Source organism: bacterium (genome assembly GCA_040755755.1).
In the GTDB taxonomy this organism is placed as follows: domain Bacteria; phylum SZUA-182; class SZUA-182; order DTGQ01; family DTGQ01; genus DTGQ01.
In genome coordinates this window covers 58,272-77,985 of sequence record JBFLZW010000049.1, presented here as the reverse complement: position 1 = coordinate 77,985, position 19,714 = coordinate 58,272, and the positions used below count along the sequence as shown (strand labels likewise).

Here is a 19,714-nt window from a genome sequence, read left to right as displayed (position 1 = left end):
GGGGCCACCGGAAAGGGGGTGATAGCAGGGAGAAAAGAAGCTCGCGGGAGTGAGCGGTTTATCTGCGCTGTGTCGTCTGATGGTATTGTCTGGAGTTGGTGTAAGGTGTTGTTATAAGATGCCATTATCAAGGTGTTACCGGAGGTGGCTTTGAGGAAAACCAAGGTTTTTGAAAATCCGGAAAGAAAAATTCAAGAGGAAGGAAAGGAGCGGTCACTATGAAGATAGTGAGGTCTTTTATCATTGCCTGGATACTGCCATTAGTGGTTTTCGGTACAGCAGCAGCTAAAGAAGCATCCGGAATAACCGGTGATCAGGCCCTTCAGATTCTGATGACTGGAAACAAGCAATATGTTGCCGCCAAGCTTGCCCATCCCAATTCGACGCCGGAGCGCCGCACGGAGCTTGTCAAAGGTCAGCACCCCTTTGCCATTATCCTCAGTTGTTCGGATTCACGGGTGCCACCGGAAATCGTTTTCGATCAGGGGCTCGGAGATCTGTTCGTAGTTCGGGTAGCCGGCAATGTGGTCGATGACCTGGCCCTGGGAAGCATTGAATATGCAGCGGAACATCTGGGCGTGCCGTTGATAATGGTGCTTGGCCATGAGAAATGCGGCGCGGTAACTGCTACGGTAGAGGGTGGCGGCAAAGCCCCCGGCCATATCGACGCAGTCGTTAAAGCCATCAAACCGGCTGTAGAGAAGGTAAAAGACCAGCCCGGCGATAAGGTGGAAAACGCAACCAGGGCCAATATCGACATGGTTGTCGAGCAGCTCAAGACCTCGAAACCGGTTCTGGCCGAGTTAGTCAAAGATGGCAAGCTGATGATTGTCGGGGCTCGATATGATCTCGATACCGGTGTGGTGGAGGTCAGCAAGGAGTAATCCTTAACGAAGATGATATGGGCTTTTGCGAGAAGAGGGTTGGCAGGGAGCCCCTGTGACAGGGGGCTCCCTTTACGAGAACATAATGTTCGTCCATCTTTCAAAATTGGTACTGAGCTCCAACAGAGAGAAAATGAGCACTGATCCGAGTAGAGCTCTGGTCGTAATCGTCGCCGATAATTTTACTATTGCCTACTGACTGCCGTGGGCCAAACGAGTAAATATAGGCTGCGTTAAAGGCCCATTTATCCCAGGTATGCCCATATCCGAAGGACACCAGGTGTGTCATGATGCCGGGAATCATTGGAGTAAGTGTGGAATCCGGAACGGGGTTCAGGTTGTAGGCGTAGCCAAGCCGCAAGGTATCGACCGGAGTCCACAGATATTCATAACCCAGCCGGAAAGCATAGCTGTCCTTCCAATGGAGCGGGAACACATCCTGGACTGAATTTCCGGCTACGGCATTCAGTTCGGCGTTATCACCATCAGTAAGTTTTATGGTCAGTTCATCGAAGGCCGAAGACCAGTCTATCCACATGACATCTGTCGAAATTTTATGGATAGTGTTGAACCGATGCGTTATTCCCAGGCCAAGGGTCTGGGGCCACTTGAAATCATACGCGGCCTGGTAATGAGCGGTGGGATCGCTGAGGGGCAAGCCCTGTATATCCGCATCACCCCGGAGATGAAACCGGTCCTGATTGACATAGGCTAACCCTAAAGTTGTACTGTCCACTATGTGCCACTGCACTCCCAGATTCCAGGCCAGGGCCCAATCGTCCCCTTTCATATCGACCAGAACAGATTGTTCCCGGAAAATGCCGGTCTGAAACGTGTACGGCTCTTCAAATGCCACCCTGCTGTAAGCAGGTCCTGCCCCAAGGCCAAGGGACCATTGGTTCGTCATCTGCCAGCCCACACCCAGGAGCATTTTCGTCATCGAGGCATCGGAAGCATACTTTTGTTTTCCATAAGCAGGGTGAACCAAGCGATACTCCGTCGAGAACCCGGCAGAGGTGTAAACACCGAAACCTATTCCAAAGGGACGCTGAGGCATTTTTTGACTGTACGAGAATGACGGCAGGAGTAAAAGGCGGTTTTTCCCATCCTCGTCATTCTGCGGATCTCGATAGCTCATGGGGAGAACTAAAAAATCAAAGCACGCTTCGAGCCGTTTCCCTTTCAGCGCAGCCAAAGCGGATGGGTTGTCGTGAATGACGGTTCCATTGTCACTATGGGCGATATTCGTTCCTCCTCGTCCATTGGAAACCGGCCCCGTGCCATCCACATAAATCCCGTTCGCACAACTTTGCCGTACTCCAATGCAACAAAGAGAAAAAGTAACTGTGCCAAGGTAAAAAGCAGCGGTCAGAGTTGTCAAGAGTTTTTTCATGTGCCCCCCAGTGCCTGTGTTGTTCCCACTCGAGTCCCGGATATGGAGTAGAGATTCTGAAAATTCGACCTGTTTTGGTAACAAGGCGATATATAATAGCTTTCGGCACTGGTTGCCCATGAATTCGGTTGGTATCTTTATAGTTACATTGTAATCCGGGCATAAATAAAAAATTATCGCTCATATATGGTAGCCATCACACTGTTTGGATCTGATGCCTTTAGCGAAGTGAAAATCCTATAGAGGGGAGAAATATTAATGTGTTGTCTTACCAATATGAGTGAAAATTATACTCCCCCGGCTGCTCCCTGCCCCATCCGCCTGGGGATCCTGAGGGTAAAGGTAGTCCCCTCGTTTTCCTTACTATCCACAGAAATATCGCCATTATGGTTTTTGATGATCCGGTAGCTGATATTGAGCCCCAGGCCAGTGCCTTTTCCCAGCTCCTTGGTGGTAAAAAAGGGATCAAAGATCTTATCAAGATTATATTTGGAAATCCCCATGCCGTCATCCGTGATCTTGATAATCACATCTTCTCCATCGATGCCAGTGGATATCCAGATATTTCCGCAATCTGCACCTTTTGCCCTTTTGGCCTCGATGGCGTGAATCGCATTGGAGAGAAGGTTCATGAAAACCTGATTGATTTGCTGCAAATCAACCTCGATTTTTTCAATCTGTCCGAATTCCTTATGAATTTGAATCATGCCCCTGCATTGATGATCGAGAAGGGAAAGAGTATCGTTGATTCCGGTGTGGATATCCACAAAGTTGAATCCTTCCCTGTTCTTGCGGGAGAATCCCAAGAGAGAATCCACAATATTCTGGACCCTGCCTAACGAGGTCTTTCCCAGGGTAAGAGCCTTGGCCAGGTCAGGGTATATTTCCTCGAACGTCGCCTTGTTGCTGGTGACCTTTTCTACCCTTTTGGCTATTATTTGCAGGCAATTGTCTATGGCCGAGGCCGGGTTATGAATCTCGTGCGCCACACCGGCAGCCAGTTGTCCTACCGCCGCCAGTTTTGCAGTATGTACTAACTCAGCCTCGGTCTCTTTCAGCTCATGCAGGGCTTTTTTCAATTCCTGGTTGGTTTTGTTTAATTGCGCCTGAAGCTCTTTTTTGGTTAACAGGGAGTCAACAACAGCCATCAATTCCTTGGCATTAAACGGTTTGGCAAGATATTCATCGGCACCCTGTTTCAGGCCGGTTATCCTGTCTTCAACAGCCGCCTTGGCGGTTAAGAGAATAACCGGAATATGCTGCGTCCGCTCGCTGGACTTAATCTTCCCACACAACTCGTAGCCATCCATTTCAGGCATCATGACATCCGAAATGACAAGGGCTGGAGGCTCTTTAGCAATCATTTCCAATGCCTGCTTTCCATCATAAGCTATGGATACCTGGTGCTCTGGGGTAAAACAGTGGGCAATATTAGCGGCCAGATCTCTATTGTCATCGACAATCAGGATAGTCTCTTTCCCGGCAGATTCAGCAGATCCGACAGACGCATGAAGCCCGCCATTTCCATGAGCTTTACCTGCTGCGTCATGAGCAGCCCGAGGCAAAGACCGGCCAGGCAGCATATCGGAGAATTGAAGCTGCAACAGGTCAATAGAAACCCTGTCCACTGAGCTCATTTTCCGTCTGTCAGCCTCTCTCCGGTCAGCCTTCTGGTGTTCGCCAATAATTCTGCGTTCCGCAAATCCATCACTTATATGGGGCTTTTCCAGCTCTTGCCGGATTACACCTTTTGGGAAATGATCGTTCCCCTTGAGTAATCGGACCGTGAAGGTAGTCCCCCTGTTCAACTCGCTGGCTACCTCAATAGATCCATGATGCAATTCAACCAGCTCCCTGGCCAGGGAAAGGCCAATGCCTGTTCCCTCATACTTCCGGGAACTTGAGCCGTCAAGTTGCCGGAATCTTTCAAAGATGCAGGGAATGTCTGCCTGGGCAATGCCAATTCCCGTGTCGCTGACAATCACCTCCAGGTAATCTGCTGCCTCCCTGGTCCTGATTTCCACTTTTCCCTGCGGAGGAGTGAATTTTAAGGCATTACTGACCAGGTTTGAAAATACTTTCTCTATTTTTTCTGTATCTACGTAAATTTTGGGAATGGTATTGTCCGGCACAAAGAGCAGACTAATCCCCCTTTCCTTAGCCCCAATTGAAGAGACAGCCACAATATCCTCCAGAATACTGTTAACATCCCGGAGGCTCACCTCCAGTTGCATCTTGCCGGATTCGAGCTTCGATATGTCCAATATCTCATTGATACGCTTGAGCAGCTTGTGAGCATTGCGCAGGATGGACTCCTTCTCCTCTCGGTTCTCCGGAGTTATCTTGTGCCCGATCTTCTCCAGTACATTCTGAATAGGCAGGATAATGTTGGTAAGCGGCGTGCGAAGCTCATGACTGACATTGGCAAAAAATTCCGACTTAGCCTTTTCAAGCTTTTTGATATTTTCTGCCTCTACGACCGAGGCAGTCAATTGGGAACCTTTGAAAACCATGGCGGCATTTTCCGCCATAGTATGAAAGACCTTCAACTCCTCTGGCCGGTAAATGCCCTTCTGCTTTTCACCCAAGGCTAATATGCCCATTAATTCGTCCTTGTAGTAGCTGGGGAAGAAAATAGCGCCATTGAGGCGGTTTATTTCGTCGAGAAGGGCTAGTAACTCTCTGCGCAGATCTTGGAATTTTTCTTTTCCCGAAATGTCCTGCAGCCAGGATTCAATATCTTCTTTCTTTAGTGAATGATTGTCATCAATCTTAATAATCCTCTCTTGAACCAACTGCTTTCTAACGTTTGTAAACCACTTAATCAGAGGGTTTTCATAATTTATTTTCATGGCTCCAAGGGAGTTTTCGATTTTGACATTTTCATAAAAGATAGTGAAATTTCCTCCTTCTCTGAGTAAATAAAAGACATTCTTCACCTTCTGCCGCATGGTATTCTCATAGAACTTCATAATATGAGTTGGTATAAGTCTAGCTAATTCAATAGCATTCTCAAATCCTTTTTCTATTATTTCTCTACTTGTCTCACTAAGTACTTGCAACTGGCCAGAATAGTCACCAAATAAGGTATAATAAGCCTTTCGTTCTAATCTGATATAAATAAATGGAGTAATGGTGGCCAGTGCTGCATATCCCATTAAACTTGTAGGTATTGACCAGGGATAGTTTATGTATAAAGAGTGGAATTGCTCCTTAAAGAGGGAGAATACTACAAATGGCAAGCCAAAGGTAATGCCATACACAAAGGCAAAGGTAGTTGCACGAGTTATGGCTACTTCAATGTCCATGAGTTGATGTTTGACAATGGAATAGGCAATAAGTGATATCCAACTGACGATAAATATCGAACCGACCGGGTAGAATTCTATGCCATAGTTTGGAATAAAATCTGTCATTGCAGGTAAAGCTACTACATACGCAGTAATAACGTACTTTAACCTGTTATATTCTTGACCACCTTTTAATCTTTTTGCTATTATGATTAATTCCTTAAAACCTAGGGAAAAAATTATTACAAATATTAAAAAGTATAAATTATGTATTTTACCAACATTGGTTTGATAGCCCCAATAGTATTTATGTAATCCCACTATTAAATAATTCGTACAATATAATAAAAATAGGAAAATAAAACTGTATATATAACAAAAATTAATTAACTTTCTTCTTGTCTTTTCCCTATGAATGAAACTAACAGTAAAATGGTAAAAAAATGTTGGTATAAAAACTACCCCAGTGTAAATAAATTTAGCACACCACAAAGCAAATATTTTATTTTGGGTGGAATACATCAGAAAATACCCAAAAAGCCATAAAAATACACTACCACATTCTAAAGCAAAACTTATATTTATTATCGACTTTCGGTTATTGAAAAATATAAATATGCCTACAAATAACACCATTAAACTTGAAATTAACGGCAGGATTGAGTATATAGGCATTTATTTCACTTCCTAGACTTTTGCACTTTCTCTCCGGGATCATGCCTTAAATCATGATATATTTTTTTAAAATGCTGGGCAACTTTTATCCTAACTTCTCTATCGTATACCTTTTGGAAAACTTCATATAGTCCTTCTTGTAACCTTTGAGGTGACATGCGTTTTGGGATAAAGTTAACATCAAGGAAAGTATAACGATTCCAATCACTAGATATTACTCTATTTTCTCTTAAAAGTCTTTCTCTTAATCTGGTACCAGGAAGGGGAGTTAAAATAGTCAATTGAGAGGCATATAAGTTATTACTAATGATAAATTCAGCTAACTCATTAAAAGTAGATTCTTCATCTTCATCAAAGCCCAATATAAAAGCACCCAAAACACCTATCCCATAAGACTGAATATTTTTTATAAGTGTTGCATAATTATCAATATATTTTAACTTCCAATTCTCTCGATCATCAGAAGTCAGATTTCTTTTAGATAGGCTTTCAAATCCAATAAATAGTGAATTACATCCACTTTTTCTTAACAATTCCAATAACTCGTCATCTTCTCCAACGGATATATCTGTTTGAGTAATCCAGTTAATATTTAACTTTTTTAGTTCTTTTAACAATGTATATGAAAACTCTCTATTAACAAACATATTATCGTCTGCAAATCCAATCTGAATATTAGTAAGCCTCTTTATATATTGAACTTCGTTAATTACTTGTTGAATAGATTTATGCCTATACCTTTTTCCGAATATATTTGATGCTGCACAAAACTCACAACCATGTGGACATCCGCGTGTCGTTTGTATCCAAGCGATCTTATACTTTGAGAAATCAAGTAGGTCGTATCTGGGTATAGGTGACTTTGATAAATCGACGGAATCGTTAGAATAATAAATACTTTTGAGGTCTTTATTTAAAAAATCTTCTATTACTGTTGTCCATAATTCTTCTGCTTCTCCAATAATAATTGAATCAGCATGTGCCTTTGCTTCATCTTTCATTATTGTTGGATGAATTCCACCTAGGATGACAGGTATTCCCTTTGCACGAAAAGAATCCGCGATAATATATGCCCGAGGTGCTTGTTGTGTTATTAAAGAGATAGCTATTAAGTCGTACTTTTTGTTAAAGTCAATATCCTTTATATTTTCGTCTATTAAATCTATTTGGAAAATATCTGGAGTTAATGCACTAATTATTAACAATCCCAAACCCATTCCAGACCAGCGGGAAAAAGGAGAAAATAAATACTGCGATGGAATTTTCTCAGCAATCTTCTCTTGAGATACCAGATATATGTGGTCCAAGTTCATTTTTAAACCATTTGAGGCTGGAGAAATTAGAGCCAATTGTAATTTCGGTAGGTTTTTCCTTAATTTTTGATTATCTATCATTTATTTTCCCAAATAATTATTTCGCTAGGAATTTTATATAAGCTTAAATATTCTCCGAGAAATTTTTTTACGTCATTAGATGAGTAATTTACACAATTACTATCAACCCATAGATTAACCCTTATCTTAGATCCCCATAAATCATCATCTTGTATGTCAAAAATGATATTCTTAATTCCATCAATAAATAATATGCATTTTTTAATTTCCAAAAGGTCAATAACGTTACCACCTACCTTTACAATATCTTTCTTTAACCCCTTAAAATGGAGATAACCATCTTCATCTAATTTTCCATAATCTCCAGAATAAAACCAGCCATTTTTAATAACCTTTTTTGTATCACTCTTGTTTCTATAATACCCTAGCATAGTTTGTGACGTTTTTATCAGAATTTCTCCAATTCTATCAGTTCCGCAATCATTTTCTTTCTCATCTATGATTTTTATTTGGACATTGTGAAGTGGGAAACCCAATGTATCTGGTTTATTATTAGTTAAAAAATTACAAGTTACAGGTTGGCATTCGGTCAATCCATATCCTTGTATAATATCAAGATTCATTTTGTCTTTTATGAGCTTACTAAGTTGAAAGTGCATGAAACTGCCGCCTGATATTCCATATTTTAAAGAAGATATATCGTGCTTTTCGTTTCTATAATAATTTACTAATATATGGAATAATGTTGGCACCATGACCAGGATGTTTACATTAAACGATGAGATAGCCCGAAGGATATGCTTTGGGCTGTAGCTATCTAATAGAGCTATCTTACCTCCAACAAGCAAGGGTACTAAAATGCACCCTACTAAAGGGAGAATATGGTTACAAGGTAAAACTAAAAGAACTGTTTCATCAGGTGATGATTTCCTGTGTCTGATATAATTATATGCACCATGGATATAATTATTATGAGTTAGCATTGCACCCAGTGGATAACCATAGCCACGGTAAGTATAATTAATACTGGCTACCTGTCTTGGAGGAGTTTGTATTCTCCTCTTTCGAGTGCCTTGTTCTTTTCCCATCTTAAGAAGAGTGCAAAAAGTATGTAACGTTACATTTTCCAAGTACCCATTCTTATCCATGATTCGTATTTCATGTTTTTCTTCCTTAAGAATTATTATCTTATTTTTTAAAAGGAAAGGTTTTTCACCAAGTATCTTATTGAGAAGGCTCGGAGTGAGAATCAAGGCTTTAGGAGTACAATTTTTAAAAATTCCGTTAAGTTCCCAGCATGTCATTTGGGGTTTCAAAGGCACGGCGATGGCAGTGATATTGAGAAGGGCGAGGAAACTATAAATAAATTCTTTACAATTAGGAAGAATAATAGCGACTCTGGTATTCTTTCTTATGCCTATTAATTTCAAGGCATTTGACAACGATTCTATCTCTTGCCACAACTGCTGATATGAAATTTTTTCTTCATCTTCAATGATAGCCAGCTTTTCAGGGTACGCATTCGCCACCCTTTTTATCAAAGAGGATAGATTCATGTCATCAATCCATTTGGAGGGGTTATGAAGTTAATATCAAAGCAAAATTTAAAGAGTGTGTGTAAAAATTTTTTATCTACCTTGGGCCATTGAAAAGAATTTTTTTGCAGAATATCCATGGCCCGTTTGTTGTCGTAGAGGATATTGTCATGATTAAGATAAGGGATATAAGGTGATAACAACAGCTTCCGAAAGCCTCTCAATGTGCTCATATCAAATGCATCCAGTGGTATTCTCTCTGGATCGGGATACTTAAAATATTCACTGGCTGTTTGAAAAATAAAATCTCCCGTTACTTCATGGGTATTTGTCATATGAAAAGTCTGGTTATAAGGATGACTTCTATTATCAATGAGACATATAGCATCAGCTAAAAAGTCCACTGGTACAATATTATATTTTATACTTCCTTTTGCTGGAATTTGTTTGTAAATTCCTAAAGAAAGAATATGAATAGGCTGGTATAGGACTCTAAAATTGACCGCATATCCTGTTTGAGAATCTCCAACAATAATACTGGGCCTGAAAATATTTATATTTAACCCCTTAGCTCTATATACGTGGATTAATTTTTCCGCTTCAAACTTGGTTTGCTCATAAGTATTCTTAAAACTTTGCCCCACATCTAAAGAGTCTTCAAAAAATGTCCCCTGATAAGTGCCGGAGACAGCGATTGTACTTATATGGTTGACGGCTTCAAACGATTTATTGCTCCGACACATTAAAGCGAAATTTAATAAATTTTGGGTGCCGGTGACATTTACTTTTTCTATTTTTTCGTATGGCACATTAAAGTCGCAAAGAGCTGCGCTATGGAAAATAGAAGTTATTTCCTCTGCCAGCCGTTGTGACTGTTCATTACTCATACCTAAGTTTGGCTGGGTGATACTCCCTTCTACAATTTCAATGCGATCTTTTAATTTATTATATTCTGCTTCATTATAGTTATCTCTGAGTAACTTTTCCATTCGGGACTGAGCAGAGCGACCTTCTTGTGATCTGCTTAATAAGACAAGGCTTACATCTCTATCCTTTAAAAGACTCTTGACCAGATACCATCCTAAAAACCCAGTACCACCGGTGATAAATATCTTTCTTTCCATAATAATCTAATATGTGCTATTCTTATGTAAATACTCCTCAATGAGATCCATCATATCGGCTACCGTTACTACATCAAAAGCCCTGCTTTCATCAATCTCTATTCCATATATCGTTTCTATAACGGCAAGGGTCTCCATGGCCATGAGAGAATCAACTCCAAGTTCTTCACGAATAAGTGTATCTTCTGAAAACGAATTTTCATTTACTCTTGCTATTTGAGCCAAGGTCTTTTTAATCCTTTGCCGATTCTTGGCTGACTCTTCACGTTGAAATGAAATCATCTCGTTGAGATAAGTGGAAAGAATATCCCTTTCAGCCTTACCCATATCAACAAAATTCAAGCCTAGTACATATTTGGTCTTGATAGGCAATCCCTTGAGGTTAAAAATCCAGGCAATGTTTGCCTTGGAAGCAATTTCACTATTTTTTTCAATGAGATGGATATTAAGATTTAATCCTGTTCTTTTCTCGGTTAACTCTTTGGCCAAGGTTATATCTTCAATAATAGTATCAAAGGCAACCCCCCCTAATCCGATGTCCTGGGTTTGCGCACTAAACCTCGTATGAGATTTATTATTCCGCTTATCTTCATATATATTGAAATAGACAGGAAGTTTCCTCACTAATCTTTGATAACGGCGTCTTTCTGATGACTCTACCCCTTGAAGAGACATATTATCCTGCATAGAAATTCCCTTCTCTCTGTTTATTACTTTTGTTTCACACATTGTTGTATAGAACCCTTCACAGTAATGTGAATGTATTGCATTCGTTTAGATTTACTATTAACAGGCGCTTATCGATTTTCCAGGGTCCATAGGATTAAGCATTATTAGCCTCTCTCTTAACCATTATTGGAAGAACATGCAAAAATAAGGCCAAAGCTAACTATATATTCTTCATTTCTCATGGAGGCGAATTCGTAAAAGTCTATCAATTCAATGTACGCAATTCAAATTGGAATTTCAATGGAATCTCCGTGTATGACGGGGGTTAAAATGTAAAATAATAGGTCATCTGTGTATAAAAATCAGTCTGGAGTTAAGTGTGTAGTACTGCATAGATATGATATGGAATTGCTTTGGAAACAAGAGAAGTAAACGATCGATTTAGATAGACAGCTATCGATTAAAGGGCATAGCATCTTGAATCTTTTGAAGATCACCCACTGAATTCAAGGGTAAATTTTGATCCCTGACCCGGTGTACTTTCTGCATGGACCAGCCCGTTATGGAAAGCCATTACCTGCTCGACGATGTTGAGCCCGATCCCGGGACGGTCAACCGGATACTTACTGATGCTCATAAGGGGTTTGAAAATATCCTGCAGGTTTTCCGGGTCTATCCCGCAGCCATTGTCGGTGACTGTCAGGTAGACGCGATTTTCTCCCTGACGGGTCTCATGCCAGCTCTTAAGCTCAATAATCCCTTCTTCAGTGAAATTGCTCTTATCCAGACGGTTTTCCTCGATAGCCTCCTTGGCATTGATCAGCAGTTCCTCAATGGCGATCTGTACGGCTCCCTTGGCCATATAGAGTCTGGGAAGTGTGGCATCCAGGGTAGTATTGATTTTGATCCCTTGCCAATCCGGGCGAAGCCCTCTTTTGATAAAAGCTCTGGTATAATCTATCGAGAGAAGAACCACCTGATTAAGATCATCGAATTCCATTTGCGTCTGGAGCCTGGGAATATCAAAATCGGTAAGCCGGTATACCTCGTCAATCCTCTGCATGAGAGATTTGAGCCTGCTGAGCTGGAGGGTCAGGTTTTTATCGAGATTTTTTTCCCCCAGTTGTCTGGTTAAACCTCCTATGAGCGACGATAACCACTCATTGAGCCTGAGGCCGAAATGGCCGATAGCGGACAGCTTTTGCTGGGCAGCAAGCTTTTTGAGCATCTGCTCATTTTCTTTCTGCAGCCGGTCCCGTTCTTCCCGGATATGGTACAGCTCGACAGCCTGTTTGATTAATATTTCCTTATCTTCACTCGACACCTGTTTGGGAATGAAGCGGTATATTTCGCCCTTGTTGATAGCCTCAATTGCAGCCTCAAGATCCGTATATCCGGTAATCAGTATTCTGATACTGCGTGGAGATATCTCTCGTGCTTTGGCTAACAGAGAACAACCTTCCAGTTTAGGCATCCGCTGATCGGAGATGATCACTGCATACTCTTTGGATTGCATCATCTCAAGAGCCTTTTCCGGATCATCAGCAGTATCTAACGAGAAATTGTCCTCAAGATATATCTGCAGGGACTCCAATACCATATGATCGTCATCGACCAGCAGGATAGGATATTCCAGGTAATTCAGCTCATTTTCTCTCCGATCCGCCAAAATTTTTGTCTCTCCTTGCAAAGGTAACGGTAATTGCCGGTAACTGGTTTTATAAAACAGCCTGCATTCTTTTTCCTATGAAATCCGAAAGACATACCTCATCATACAGGGGTATAAGCATTGTTGAAAATCTTTTCGGCGCATTATGCAGGCAACTTCTGTATTTTTTTACGCTATTTTCCGTAACTGCCCGGAAATTTGGCACCTTGAGTGATTCATGTCCCCTGCGTCTCCGATATCTGTCATGCTCCCTGCAAATCTTTCCAACAAGTTTTTGACCAGTGTGGCCGATAACTATGACGATCAGTGCAATCGTTCATGGACAGACGTTCCTCATTTTCTTTTTCTCGAAAGGAGGGGTGATAATAACCATCACCCCCACCCAGCCTCCCCTGCCACAGGGGCTCCCTGCCTCAAGGGGGAGGAGTGGAGTAAAGGTAGCTGACGTGAAGACAGCAGACATCGTCAAGGGCATTCACCAGCACATGGACATCCGGAACATGGCTGACTTCCTCATCGAAGCGGTTCATCAGCTTCTTTCGTGTCCTGTATCGCTTGTGCTGAAAGAGCCGAAGAGCAAAAAATTTGTACTCCAGGCCCAGAGAAATCTGGATATTGCGGAAGATCGCATGCCGGATATCGATGGGGCAATTGTCCAGTGGTTTCTGTCCACCGGCAAAAATTTCCTGACACAGAGGGATTTGCCCGCTTCGAAATGCCGTACGGCCAAGGGGAAAGAGCTTCGGGAATTGGAAAATCTCGGTGCCCGGCTCTGCCTGGCCTTAAGGGCTGACGATGGCGATATCAGCGGCCTGTTGAGTGTGGGCCAAAAACCGGATGGAACGCATTACTCACGGGGAGAGTTAAAAGCCCTGAAGGAAATAGCCGGTCAGGCAGCCTTTGCCATTGATAAGATCAGGATTTATACCCGGATAATAGAAGAGCGTATCTACGCGAATTGGGGGAAAATGGCACTCCAGGTTGCCCACGATTTAAACAGCCCATTGAATAACATCAATGTATTTTTCCAGCTCCTGGACCAGGACTCCCGGTGGAGGGAGGCAGTAAGAGCGGACGTGGCAGACAGGTTCTTCCCCATTGCCCAGAAAGAGATCAGCCGGGCGATAGCCATTATTAAAGACCTGCTGGTATATGTTCGTCCTGTCAGGTCGAAGACCGGCTCTGTCCCGCTTCATCAGCTTCTGGACCAGGTCCTTGAGATCTGCTCGGTGCCTCTTCGGGAAAAGGCGATCGATGTGCGGCGCCATTATCATCCTGAGGAGATACTCGTCGCGGGTGAGCCTGAACAACTGACCAGGGTGTTTGTAAATTTTATCCAGAATGCCATCGAGGCTATGGAAGGGGAAGAGAAGAAGGAATTGTCTCTTGTCACGGAAAAGGAATACCAGTCAGTGAAAATTTCCGTGCGCGACACCGGCAAGGGCATCTCCGAGAAAATCAGGGATACCATATTCACCCCTTTTATGACTTCCGGAAATAAGAGGGGACTGGGGCTGGGATTGTCGATTGTCGAGCACTTCATTGCCCTGAATGGCGGGAGTGTGGAGGTTGTTGCCGGGCGTGAAAAGGGGGCATCCTTTATAGTGCGGCTGCCGCTGGAGAGAAGAGAATCGCGCCGGCAACTGGCGGCATCGGTTGAAGTTTACCGCATACCCCAAACCGAGATGCTGATAGCCAGGGATATCAGCGCCAGCGGCCTTCGCTTGTCCTGTCAAAAATATATTTCGCCAGATCAATTCATGAAACTGTTTGTGAAATTGCCGGATGATTCCCCTCCGATTCCGGTTTTGGGAAAGGTAACCTGGACTCAGGAAATCTATGGCCGCCACAGCCTGCCGTATGATGTGGGTCTGGAATTTATCGATATTGGTAGAGAGAATCAGGAATATATTAAAAAATGGATGGAATCGGCAAGAGATGTGGACCGTTTCTTGCCCGCACACCATTGTGGTGAAAGAACGGAACCGGCTTTTTCAGCCGTCCGGCAGTCTGAGGAGCAGCAATGAACATTACCAATCCCATACAAGGAGATACCAGGGTGAAGAGGGAGAGTCGGAGCGCCCCGCTTATGCTCATCGTCGATGATCGTGAGGAGGATCGGGAAGTACTCAGTGGTATTCTGAAAACTCAATACGATGTACTTCTGGCCTCGAGTGGAGAGGAATGTCTCAAATTAATACCGGAATGTCATCCGGATATTGTGCTGCTGGACATCAACATGCCGGGAGGGATTGATGGTATTAAAACACTTCAGGAAATCCGGGAGCAGAACAGGAATCTGCCGGTAGTCATCATTACCGGCGTAGGTACCTATGAACGGAATGTGGAAACCTACCGGTTAGGTGCTAATGATTTTATTGCCAAGCCATATAATATCTGCCAATTATACGAGCGGCTTGAAAAAATCCTTGCAGAGCGGGAAAAAAGCGGGAACGAAGACCGCACGCGGGAAATGCAGATTTCCCTGGAAGAGGAATTCTTCAAAAGGGAATACATCAACATGATTCAGGCCTTATGTGAATTGATCGAATTGAAGAATCCCTACACCTACCGGCATTCCCAGAAGGTAACGAAGTATGCGGTTGAAATCGCCGAACAAATGGGCCTCTCCCGCGAGGAAGTCGATCAGGTGAAACAGTCGGGCCTGATCCACGACATCGGAAAAATAGGAATAGTCGATGCCATCCTCAACAAACCAGGCCGCCTCACCGATGAGGAATTCGCCGAAATAAAACAACACCCGGTCCTGGGTACCAAGGTGCTCAAGCACCTTCGCCTCCTGCAGCCTGAGATGGCAATTATCGAGCACCATCATGAGCGCTGGGACGGGAAAGGATATCCGGATGGACTGAAAGGAAATAAAATCCCCCGGGCCTCACGGATTCTGGCAGTAGCGGATTCGCTCGATGCCATGCTTTCCAACCGGCCCTACAGACCGGTTCAGACCCTGGAGTATGCTATCTCGGAATTACAGCGCTGCTGCGGAACACAGTTTGATCCTGAAGTAGTGGAAGCCTTTCTGACCGTGTTAGCGAGAAAACCGGACATTCTCGAAATCGATAAGCCTCGCTGAGGTCCGGGCGAGGCTCTTTCCCCCCCATTCTCACCGGGGTGAAATATTACCCTGTGTCCAAGTCTTTATTTTCTTGGTTATTTCATTCCATACTGGTATAATTGGGCAGGAAAATACAGGATAAAAACTTATGCTGATCACCATAGTTATCCCCGTATATAATGGTGCCCGGACAATCAGGGGGCTGGTTGACAAGCTCATCGCCACCATGGGGGCTGAAGGACTGCAGATTGTTCTGGTGAATGACGGAAGCCCGGACAACAGTTATTCCGTGTGCCATGCCCTGAGCGAGGAGTACAGCCCGATCGTGAAATTCATTGACCTGGCAAAAAATTTTGGCGAGCATAACGCTGTCATGGCTGGTCTTCGGTATGCTGATGGGGATTATATCGTCATCATGGACGATGACTTTCAGAATCCTCCGCAGGAAGTGCCCCTTCTGGTCGATGAAGCGGTCAGGCACCGGTATGATATCGTCTACACTTATTACCGCAGGAAGGAGCATTCCTGGGGGCGAAATCTGGGCAGTTGGTTCAACGATCAGGTGGCCACTATCCTGCTGGAAAAACCGAGAGGGCTCTACCTGTCAAGCTTCAAGTGCCTGAGCCGTTTTGTGGTTAATGAGATCGTTAAATATACCGGCCCTTATCCGTACATCGACGGTCTTGCCCTTCGATGCACCCGGAACATCGGACGGGTCCAGGTCCAGCATGATAAACGGCAGGATGGCCGCTCAGGCTACACCTTCCGGAAGCTGGTCCGGTTGTGGCTCAACATGTTTGTGAACTTTTCGGTAATGCCTCTTCGGATCAGCTCCATACTGGGGCTGATGTTCAGTTGCCTGGGCGTTATCCTGGGCATTATGGTTATCGCGGAAAAGCTGTCCAACCCCTCTACCCCGGTTGGATGGGCATCCCTGATTGTCACGGTCATAGCCTTTTCCGGGGTCCAGCTCTTCATGCTCGGCCTTGTAGGTGAATATCTTGGCCGCATGTTCCTGAGCAATAACCAGACCCCTCAGTTTGTGGTCCGCGGGATATACCAGGGAGGGGCAAAGAAGAACGGCCATGGATAATGTAATAAATATGCAGGACAAGCTGGGCTGCTTTGGCGGCAAGGATATCCTGATTACGGGAGGACTGGGTTTTATCGGCAGTAATCTGGCCATCAGGCTTGTTGAGCTTGGGGCCAGGGTGACACTTCTCGACGCGATGATCGAGGATCACGGCGGGAACCTCTTCAATATCGAACCGGTCAGGGATAAGGTTCTGGTTAACTTCAGCGATGTCAGAGATGAAAACAGCATCAGGTACCTGGTCCGCAACCGGGACTATATCTTTCATCTGGCTGGCCAAAACGATCATGTTCTCAGTCTGGTGAATCCATTCCCCGATATCGATATCAATATCAAGGGAGCGGCAATCCTGCTGGAAGCCTGTAAGCGCTATAACCCTGCGGCCAGGCTTATCTATACGGGAACGCGGGGGGAGTACGGTCCCGCTGCCAGGCTGCCGGTCAGCGAGGATACGCCGATCAATCCGAAAGGCATTTACGAACTGTCAAGCCTGACGGCCCAGAAGCTGTTTCAGATTTACCACAATAACCATTCCGTAAGGTCCATCACCCTGCGCCTGACCAATATTTATGGTGAGCGGGCACAGATGAAGCACAACCGCTTCGGCGTCGCCAACTGGTTCATCCGGCTGGCCATTGATAACGGCACTATCAAGGTCTTTGGTGACGGATCCCTGATGCGGGATTTCCTCTACATCGACGATACGGTTGAAGCCATTCTGCTGTGCGCTGCGACCGAAGAGGCGTACGGCGAGGTATTCAATGTCGGAAATGACAAACCATCGAGCTTTCTGGAACTGGCTAAGACCGTTATCGAGGCAGCCGGGAGCGGCCAATGGGAGTTTGCTCCCTTCAGCCCGGAGCGGGCTGCCCAGGAGCCCGGCCATTTCTATTCGGATATTTCCAAAATCAGACGGATCGTCGGCTGGGAGCCTCGCTCTCCCCTGATCGAAGGTGTCCGAAGGACTGTGGAGTATTACCGGAAATTTAAAAACTGGTATTGGTAGTTTATTGATAATCTGTCTCGGCAAGCCCCATGCGAATTCCATTTTTCGAGCTGAATCAGCAGTATCTCAGCATTCAGGAAGAGATTGACCAGGCTGTGGCCAGGGTATTGAAAAGCGGCTGGTACATTCTGGGCAAAGAACTGGAGGCTTTTGAAACCGAATTTGCCGCTTACTGTCAGGCAGGCTCCTGCGTGGGCGTCGCCTCCGGGACCGATGCCATCAGGCTTGCCCTCACGGCCTGCGGAGTGGGAGCAGGGGACGAGGTCATCACTGTCCCCAACACCGCTGTCCCGACAGTTGTGGCCATTGTGCTGGCTGGAGCACGGCCTGTTCTGATCGATATCGATCCTGAAACCTTCACCATGGATCCCGAGAAGCTCAAAGCCTATCTGGAGGCGCAAACCCCGCCCCTGAAGGCCAAAGCGGTTATCCCGGTGCATTTATACGGCCAGGCCGCTGATATGGGGCCGATCCTTGAAACAGCCAGACTGTACGGACTGCGGGTGATCGAGGATGCCTGCCAGGCCCACGGAGCAGAATACTGCGGAGCCAGGGTGGGGACTCTTGGCGATGCGGGCTGCTTCAGCTTCTATCCGACCAAGAACCTTGGCGGATACGGAGATGGCGGGATGGTGGCGGTCAATGACGACCGGCTGGCCGTACAACTGCGGATGCTGCGAAACTATGGAGAAGAAAAAAAATATTACAACACCGTTCATGGCTGCAACAGCAGACTCGATGAATTACAGGCAGCGATCCTGCGGGTGAAGCTGCGCCACCTCGATGCATGGAACAACCGAAGGAGAAGCCTGGCCGGGCTCTATCGCACGCTCCTTTCTGATACCGGCTTGACCCTGCCTGTAGAGGCACCCTGCGCCAGGCATGTTTACCATCTGTACGTCGTCCGCTCACCGGAGCGGGAGAGGCTGCGGCAGCGGTTGGCGGATAACGGCATCTTCACCAGTATCCATTACCCCCTTCCGGTCCACTACCAGAAAGCATACCAGTGGTTAGGCTACACCCGGGGCGACTTTCCCGTATCCGAGCGGTTTTCATCAGAGATTCTTTCCCTGCCCCTGTATCCTGAGCTTACTGATGAGCACATCGAGTACATCTGCCGGATTATCCGGGAAACTGGCGGGAAGGAATGCTAGCAAGGTGGAAAAGCATGAATATGCAGTCATGTTCAGGCTGGAGGAGGATTACTGGTGGTACCGGGGGTTGCGGGATATCGTTTTTCGCTGCCTGGACCGGTTTATCAGCCGGTATGAACAGCGGCACATATCAACGGCGAGAATTTTAGATGCCGGGGCCGGTACCGGAAAGCTGCTTGCAGAGTGCAGGGAATATCATGCCAGAGGATACCACGCCTGTGGGCTTGAATTTTCCGAACATGCCCTGCCATTCCTGAAGGCGCGCGGTCTTGGCAGCATTGTTCAGGCTTCGATCTGCCGGATGCCTTTTCATAACCGGGCATTTGATGCAGTTACCTCCCTGGATGTTCTGTATCATGCCGGAGTGAACAGCGACCGGGAAGCCCTGGTCGAAATCCACCGGATCCTGAAGCCAGGCGGTCTTCTGATCCTCAACCTGCCGGCTTTCGAATTTTTACGAAGCCCGCACGATCTGGCTGTTCACACCAGGCGAAGGTACCGGGCCGGGGACCTGCGGCAGAAGCTGCAAGAGCATGGGTTTTCCATCCAGGTGCTGACGTACCGAAATGCCCTGCTCTTTCCGGCAGCAGTTGCTGCACGAATTATCAGAAGGACGCTCTCACCGGACGGGAGGTCGGAGAGAAGCGGGCAGGGACGATGCAGGATTGCATCAGACCTTCGGCCTCTGCCGTCATGGCTTAACAGGCTGCTGTATGGTATTCTGACCTTCGAGAATGCGCTGCTGTTTCGCGGCCTGACCTTTCCCTTTGGATTGTCAGTATTTTGTGTGGCTGAAAAGAAGTAACAATAAG

At 45.3% G+C, this 19,714-nt stretch carries 14 protein-coding genes and 1 pseudogene; 7 read left to right on the top strand and 8 right to left on the bottom strand.

Translation table 11 applies throughout. The features are described from left to right. Positions 1-218: 218 nt before the first annotated feature. Positions 219-884, top strand: coding sequence for a carbonic anhydrase (locus AB1611_14920; GenBank protein MEW6380883.1), 666 nt, complete (start codon positions 219-221; stop codon positions 882-884). 100 nt (positions 885-984) lie between these two features. Here the strand turns inward: AB1611_14920 and AB1611_14915 are convergent, their stop codons facing one another. The 8 genes and pseudogenes from AB1611_14915 to AB1611_14880 all read right to left on the bottom strand — a co-directional run bounded on the left by AB1611_14915 (position 985) and on the right by AB1611_14880 (position 12,573). Continuing rightward, positions 985-2,277 (bottom strand): outer membrane protein transport protein, encoded by a 1,293-nt coding sequence (locus tag AB1611_14915; GenBank protein ID MEW6380882.1) that lies wholly within the window; start codon positions 2,275-2,277, stop codon positions 985-987. A 287-nt stretch (positions 2,278-2,564) separates the two neighbouring features. Continuing rightward, positions 2,565-5,249, bottom strand: a complete 2,685-nt coding sequence (locus AB1611_14910) for an ATP-binding protein (protein MEW6380881.1) — start codon at positions 5,247-5,249, stop codon at positions 2,565-2,567. A gap of 339 nt (positions 5,250-5,588) precedes the next feature. Beyond that, a pseudogene (locus AB1611_14905) lies at positions 5,589-6,242 on the bottom strand (histidine kinase N-terminal 7TM domain-containing protein). Positions 6,243-6,247: 5 nt separating this feature from the next. Continuing rightward, entirely contained in the window at positions 6,248-7,636 is a 1,389-nt protein-coding gene (locus AB1611_14900; GenBank protein ID MEW6380880.1) for a radical SAM protein, read from the bottom strand. Beyond that, the gene (locus AB1611_14895) at positions 7,633-9,117 is read right to left on the bottom strand and encodes an AMP-binding protein (protein ID MEW6380879.1); all 1,485 of its coding nucleotides are present in this window, start codon (positions 9,115-9,117) and stop codon (positions 7,633-7,635) included. The genes AB1611_14900 and AB1611_14895 overlap by 4 nt, the downstream gene beginning before the upstream one ends. An 11-nt stretch (positions 9,118-9,128) precedes the next feature. Beyond that, complete coding sequence (locus AB1611_14890) at positions 9,129-10,235, bottom strand: SDR family oxidoreductase (GenBank protein MEW6380878.1); 1,107 nt, start codon at positions 10,233-10,235, stop codon at positions 9,129-9,131. 6 nt (positions 10,236-10,241) lie between these two features. Next, entirely contained in the window at positions 10,242-10,922 is a 681-nt protein-coding gene (locus AB1611_14885) for a phosphopantetheine-binding protein (GenBank protein ID MEW6380877.1), read from the bottom strand. A gap of 475 nt (positions 10,923-11,397) precedes the next feature. Then, entirely contained in the window at positions 11,398-12,573 is a 1,176-nt protein-coding gene (locus tag AB1611_14880) for a response regulator (GenBank protein ID MEW6380876.1), read from the bottom strand. A gap of 296 nt (positions 12,574-12,869) precedes the next feature. Here AB1611_14880 and AB1611_14875 point away from each other — a divergent pair, with 296 nt between their 5' ends. The 6 genes from AB1611_14875 (at position 12,870) to AB1611_14850 (ending at position 19,707) form a co-directional block, all read left to right on the top strand. Continuing rightward, positions 12,870-14,600 carry an ATP-binding protein gene (locus AB1611_14875; GenBank protein MEW6380875.1) on the top strand — a complete coding sequence of 577 codons (1,731 nt, stop codon included), beginning with the start codon at positions 12,870-12,872 and terminating at the stop codon, positions 14,598-14,600. Further along, entirely contained in the window at positions 14,597-15,667 is a 1,071-nt protein-coding gene (locus AB1611_14870; GenBank protein ID MEW6380874.1) for an HD domain-containing phosphohydrolase, read from the top strand. Before AB1611_14875 ends, AB1611_14870 begins: the two co-directional genes overlap by 4 nt. Positions 15,668-15,797: 130 nt before the next feature. Beyond that, complete coding sequence (locus AB1611_14865) at positions 15,798-16,742, top strand: glycosyltransferase family 2 protein (protein ID MEW6380873.1); 945 nt, start codon at positions 15,798-15,800, stop codon at positions 16,740-16,742. Then, complete coding sequence (locus tag AB1611_14860; protein MEW6380872.1) at positions 16,735-17,748, top strand: NAD-dependent epimerase/dehydratase family protein; 1,014 nt, start codon at positions 16,735-16,737, stop codon at positions 17,746-17,748. The genes AB1611_14865 and AB1611_14860 overlap by 8 nt, the downstream gene beginning before the upstream one ends. Before the next feature lie 29 nt (positions 17,749-17,777). Continuing rightward, entirely contained in the window at positions 17,778-18,902 is a 1,125-nt protein-coding gene (locus AB1611_14855) for a DegT/DnrJ/EryC1/StrS family aminotransferase (protein ID MEW6380871.1), read from the top strand. Positions 18,903-18,906: 4 nt separating this feature from the next. Further along, complete coding sequence (locus AB1611_14850) at positions 18,907-19,707, top strand: class I SAM-dependent methyltransferase (protein ID MEW6380870.1); 801 nt, start codon at positions 18,907-18,909, stop codon at positions 19,705-19,707. Positions 19,708-19,714: the final 7 nt, after the last annotated feature.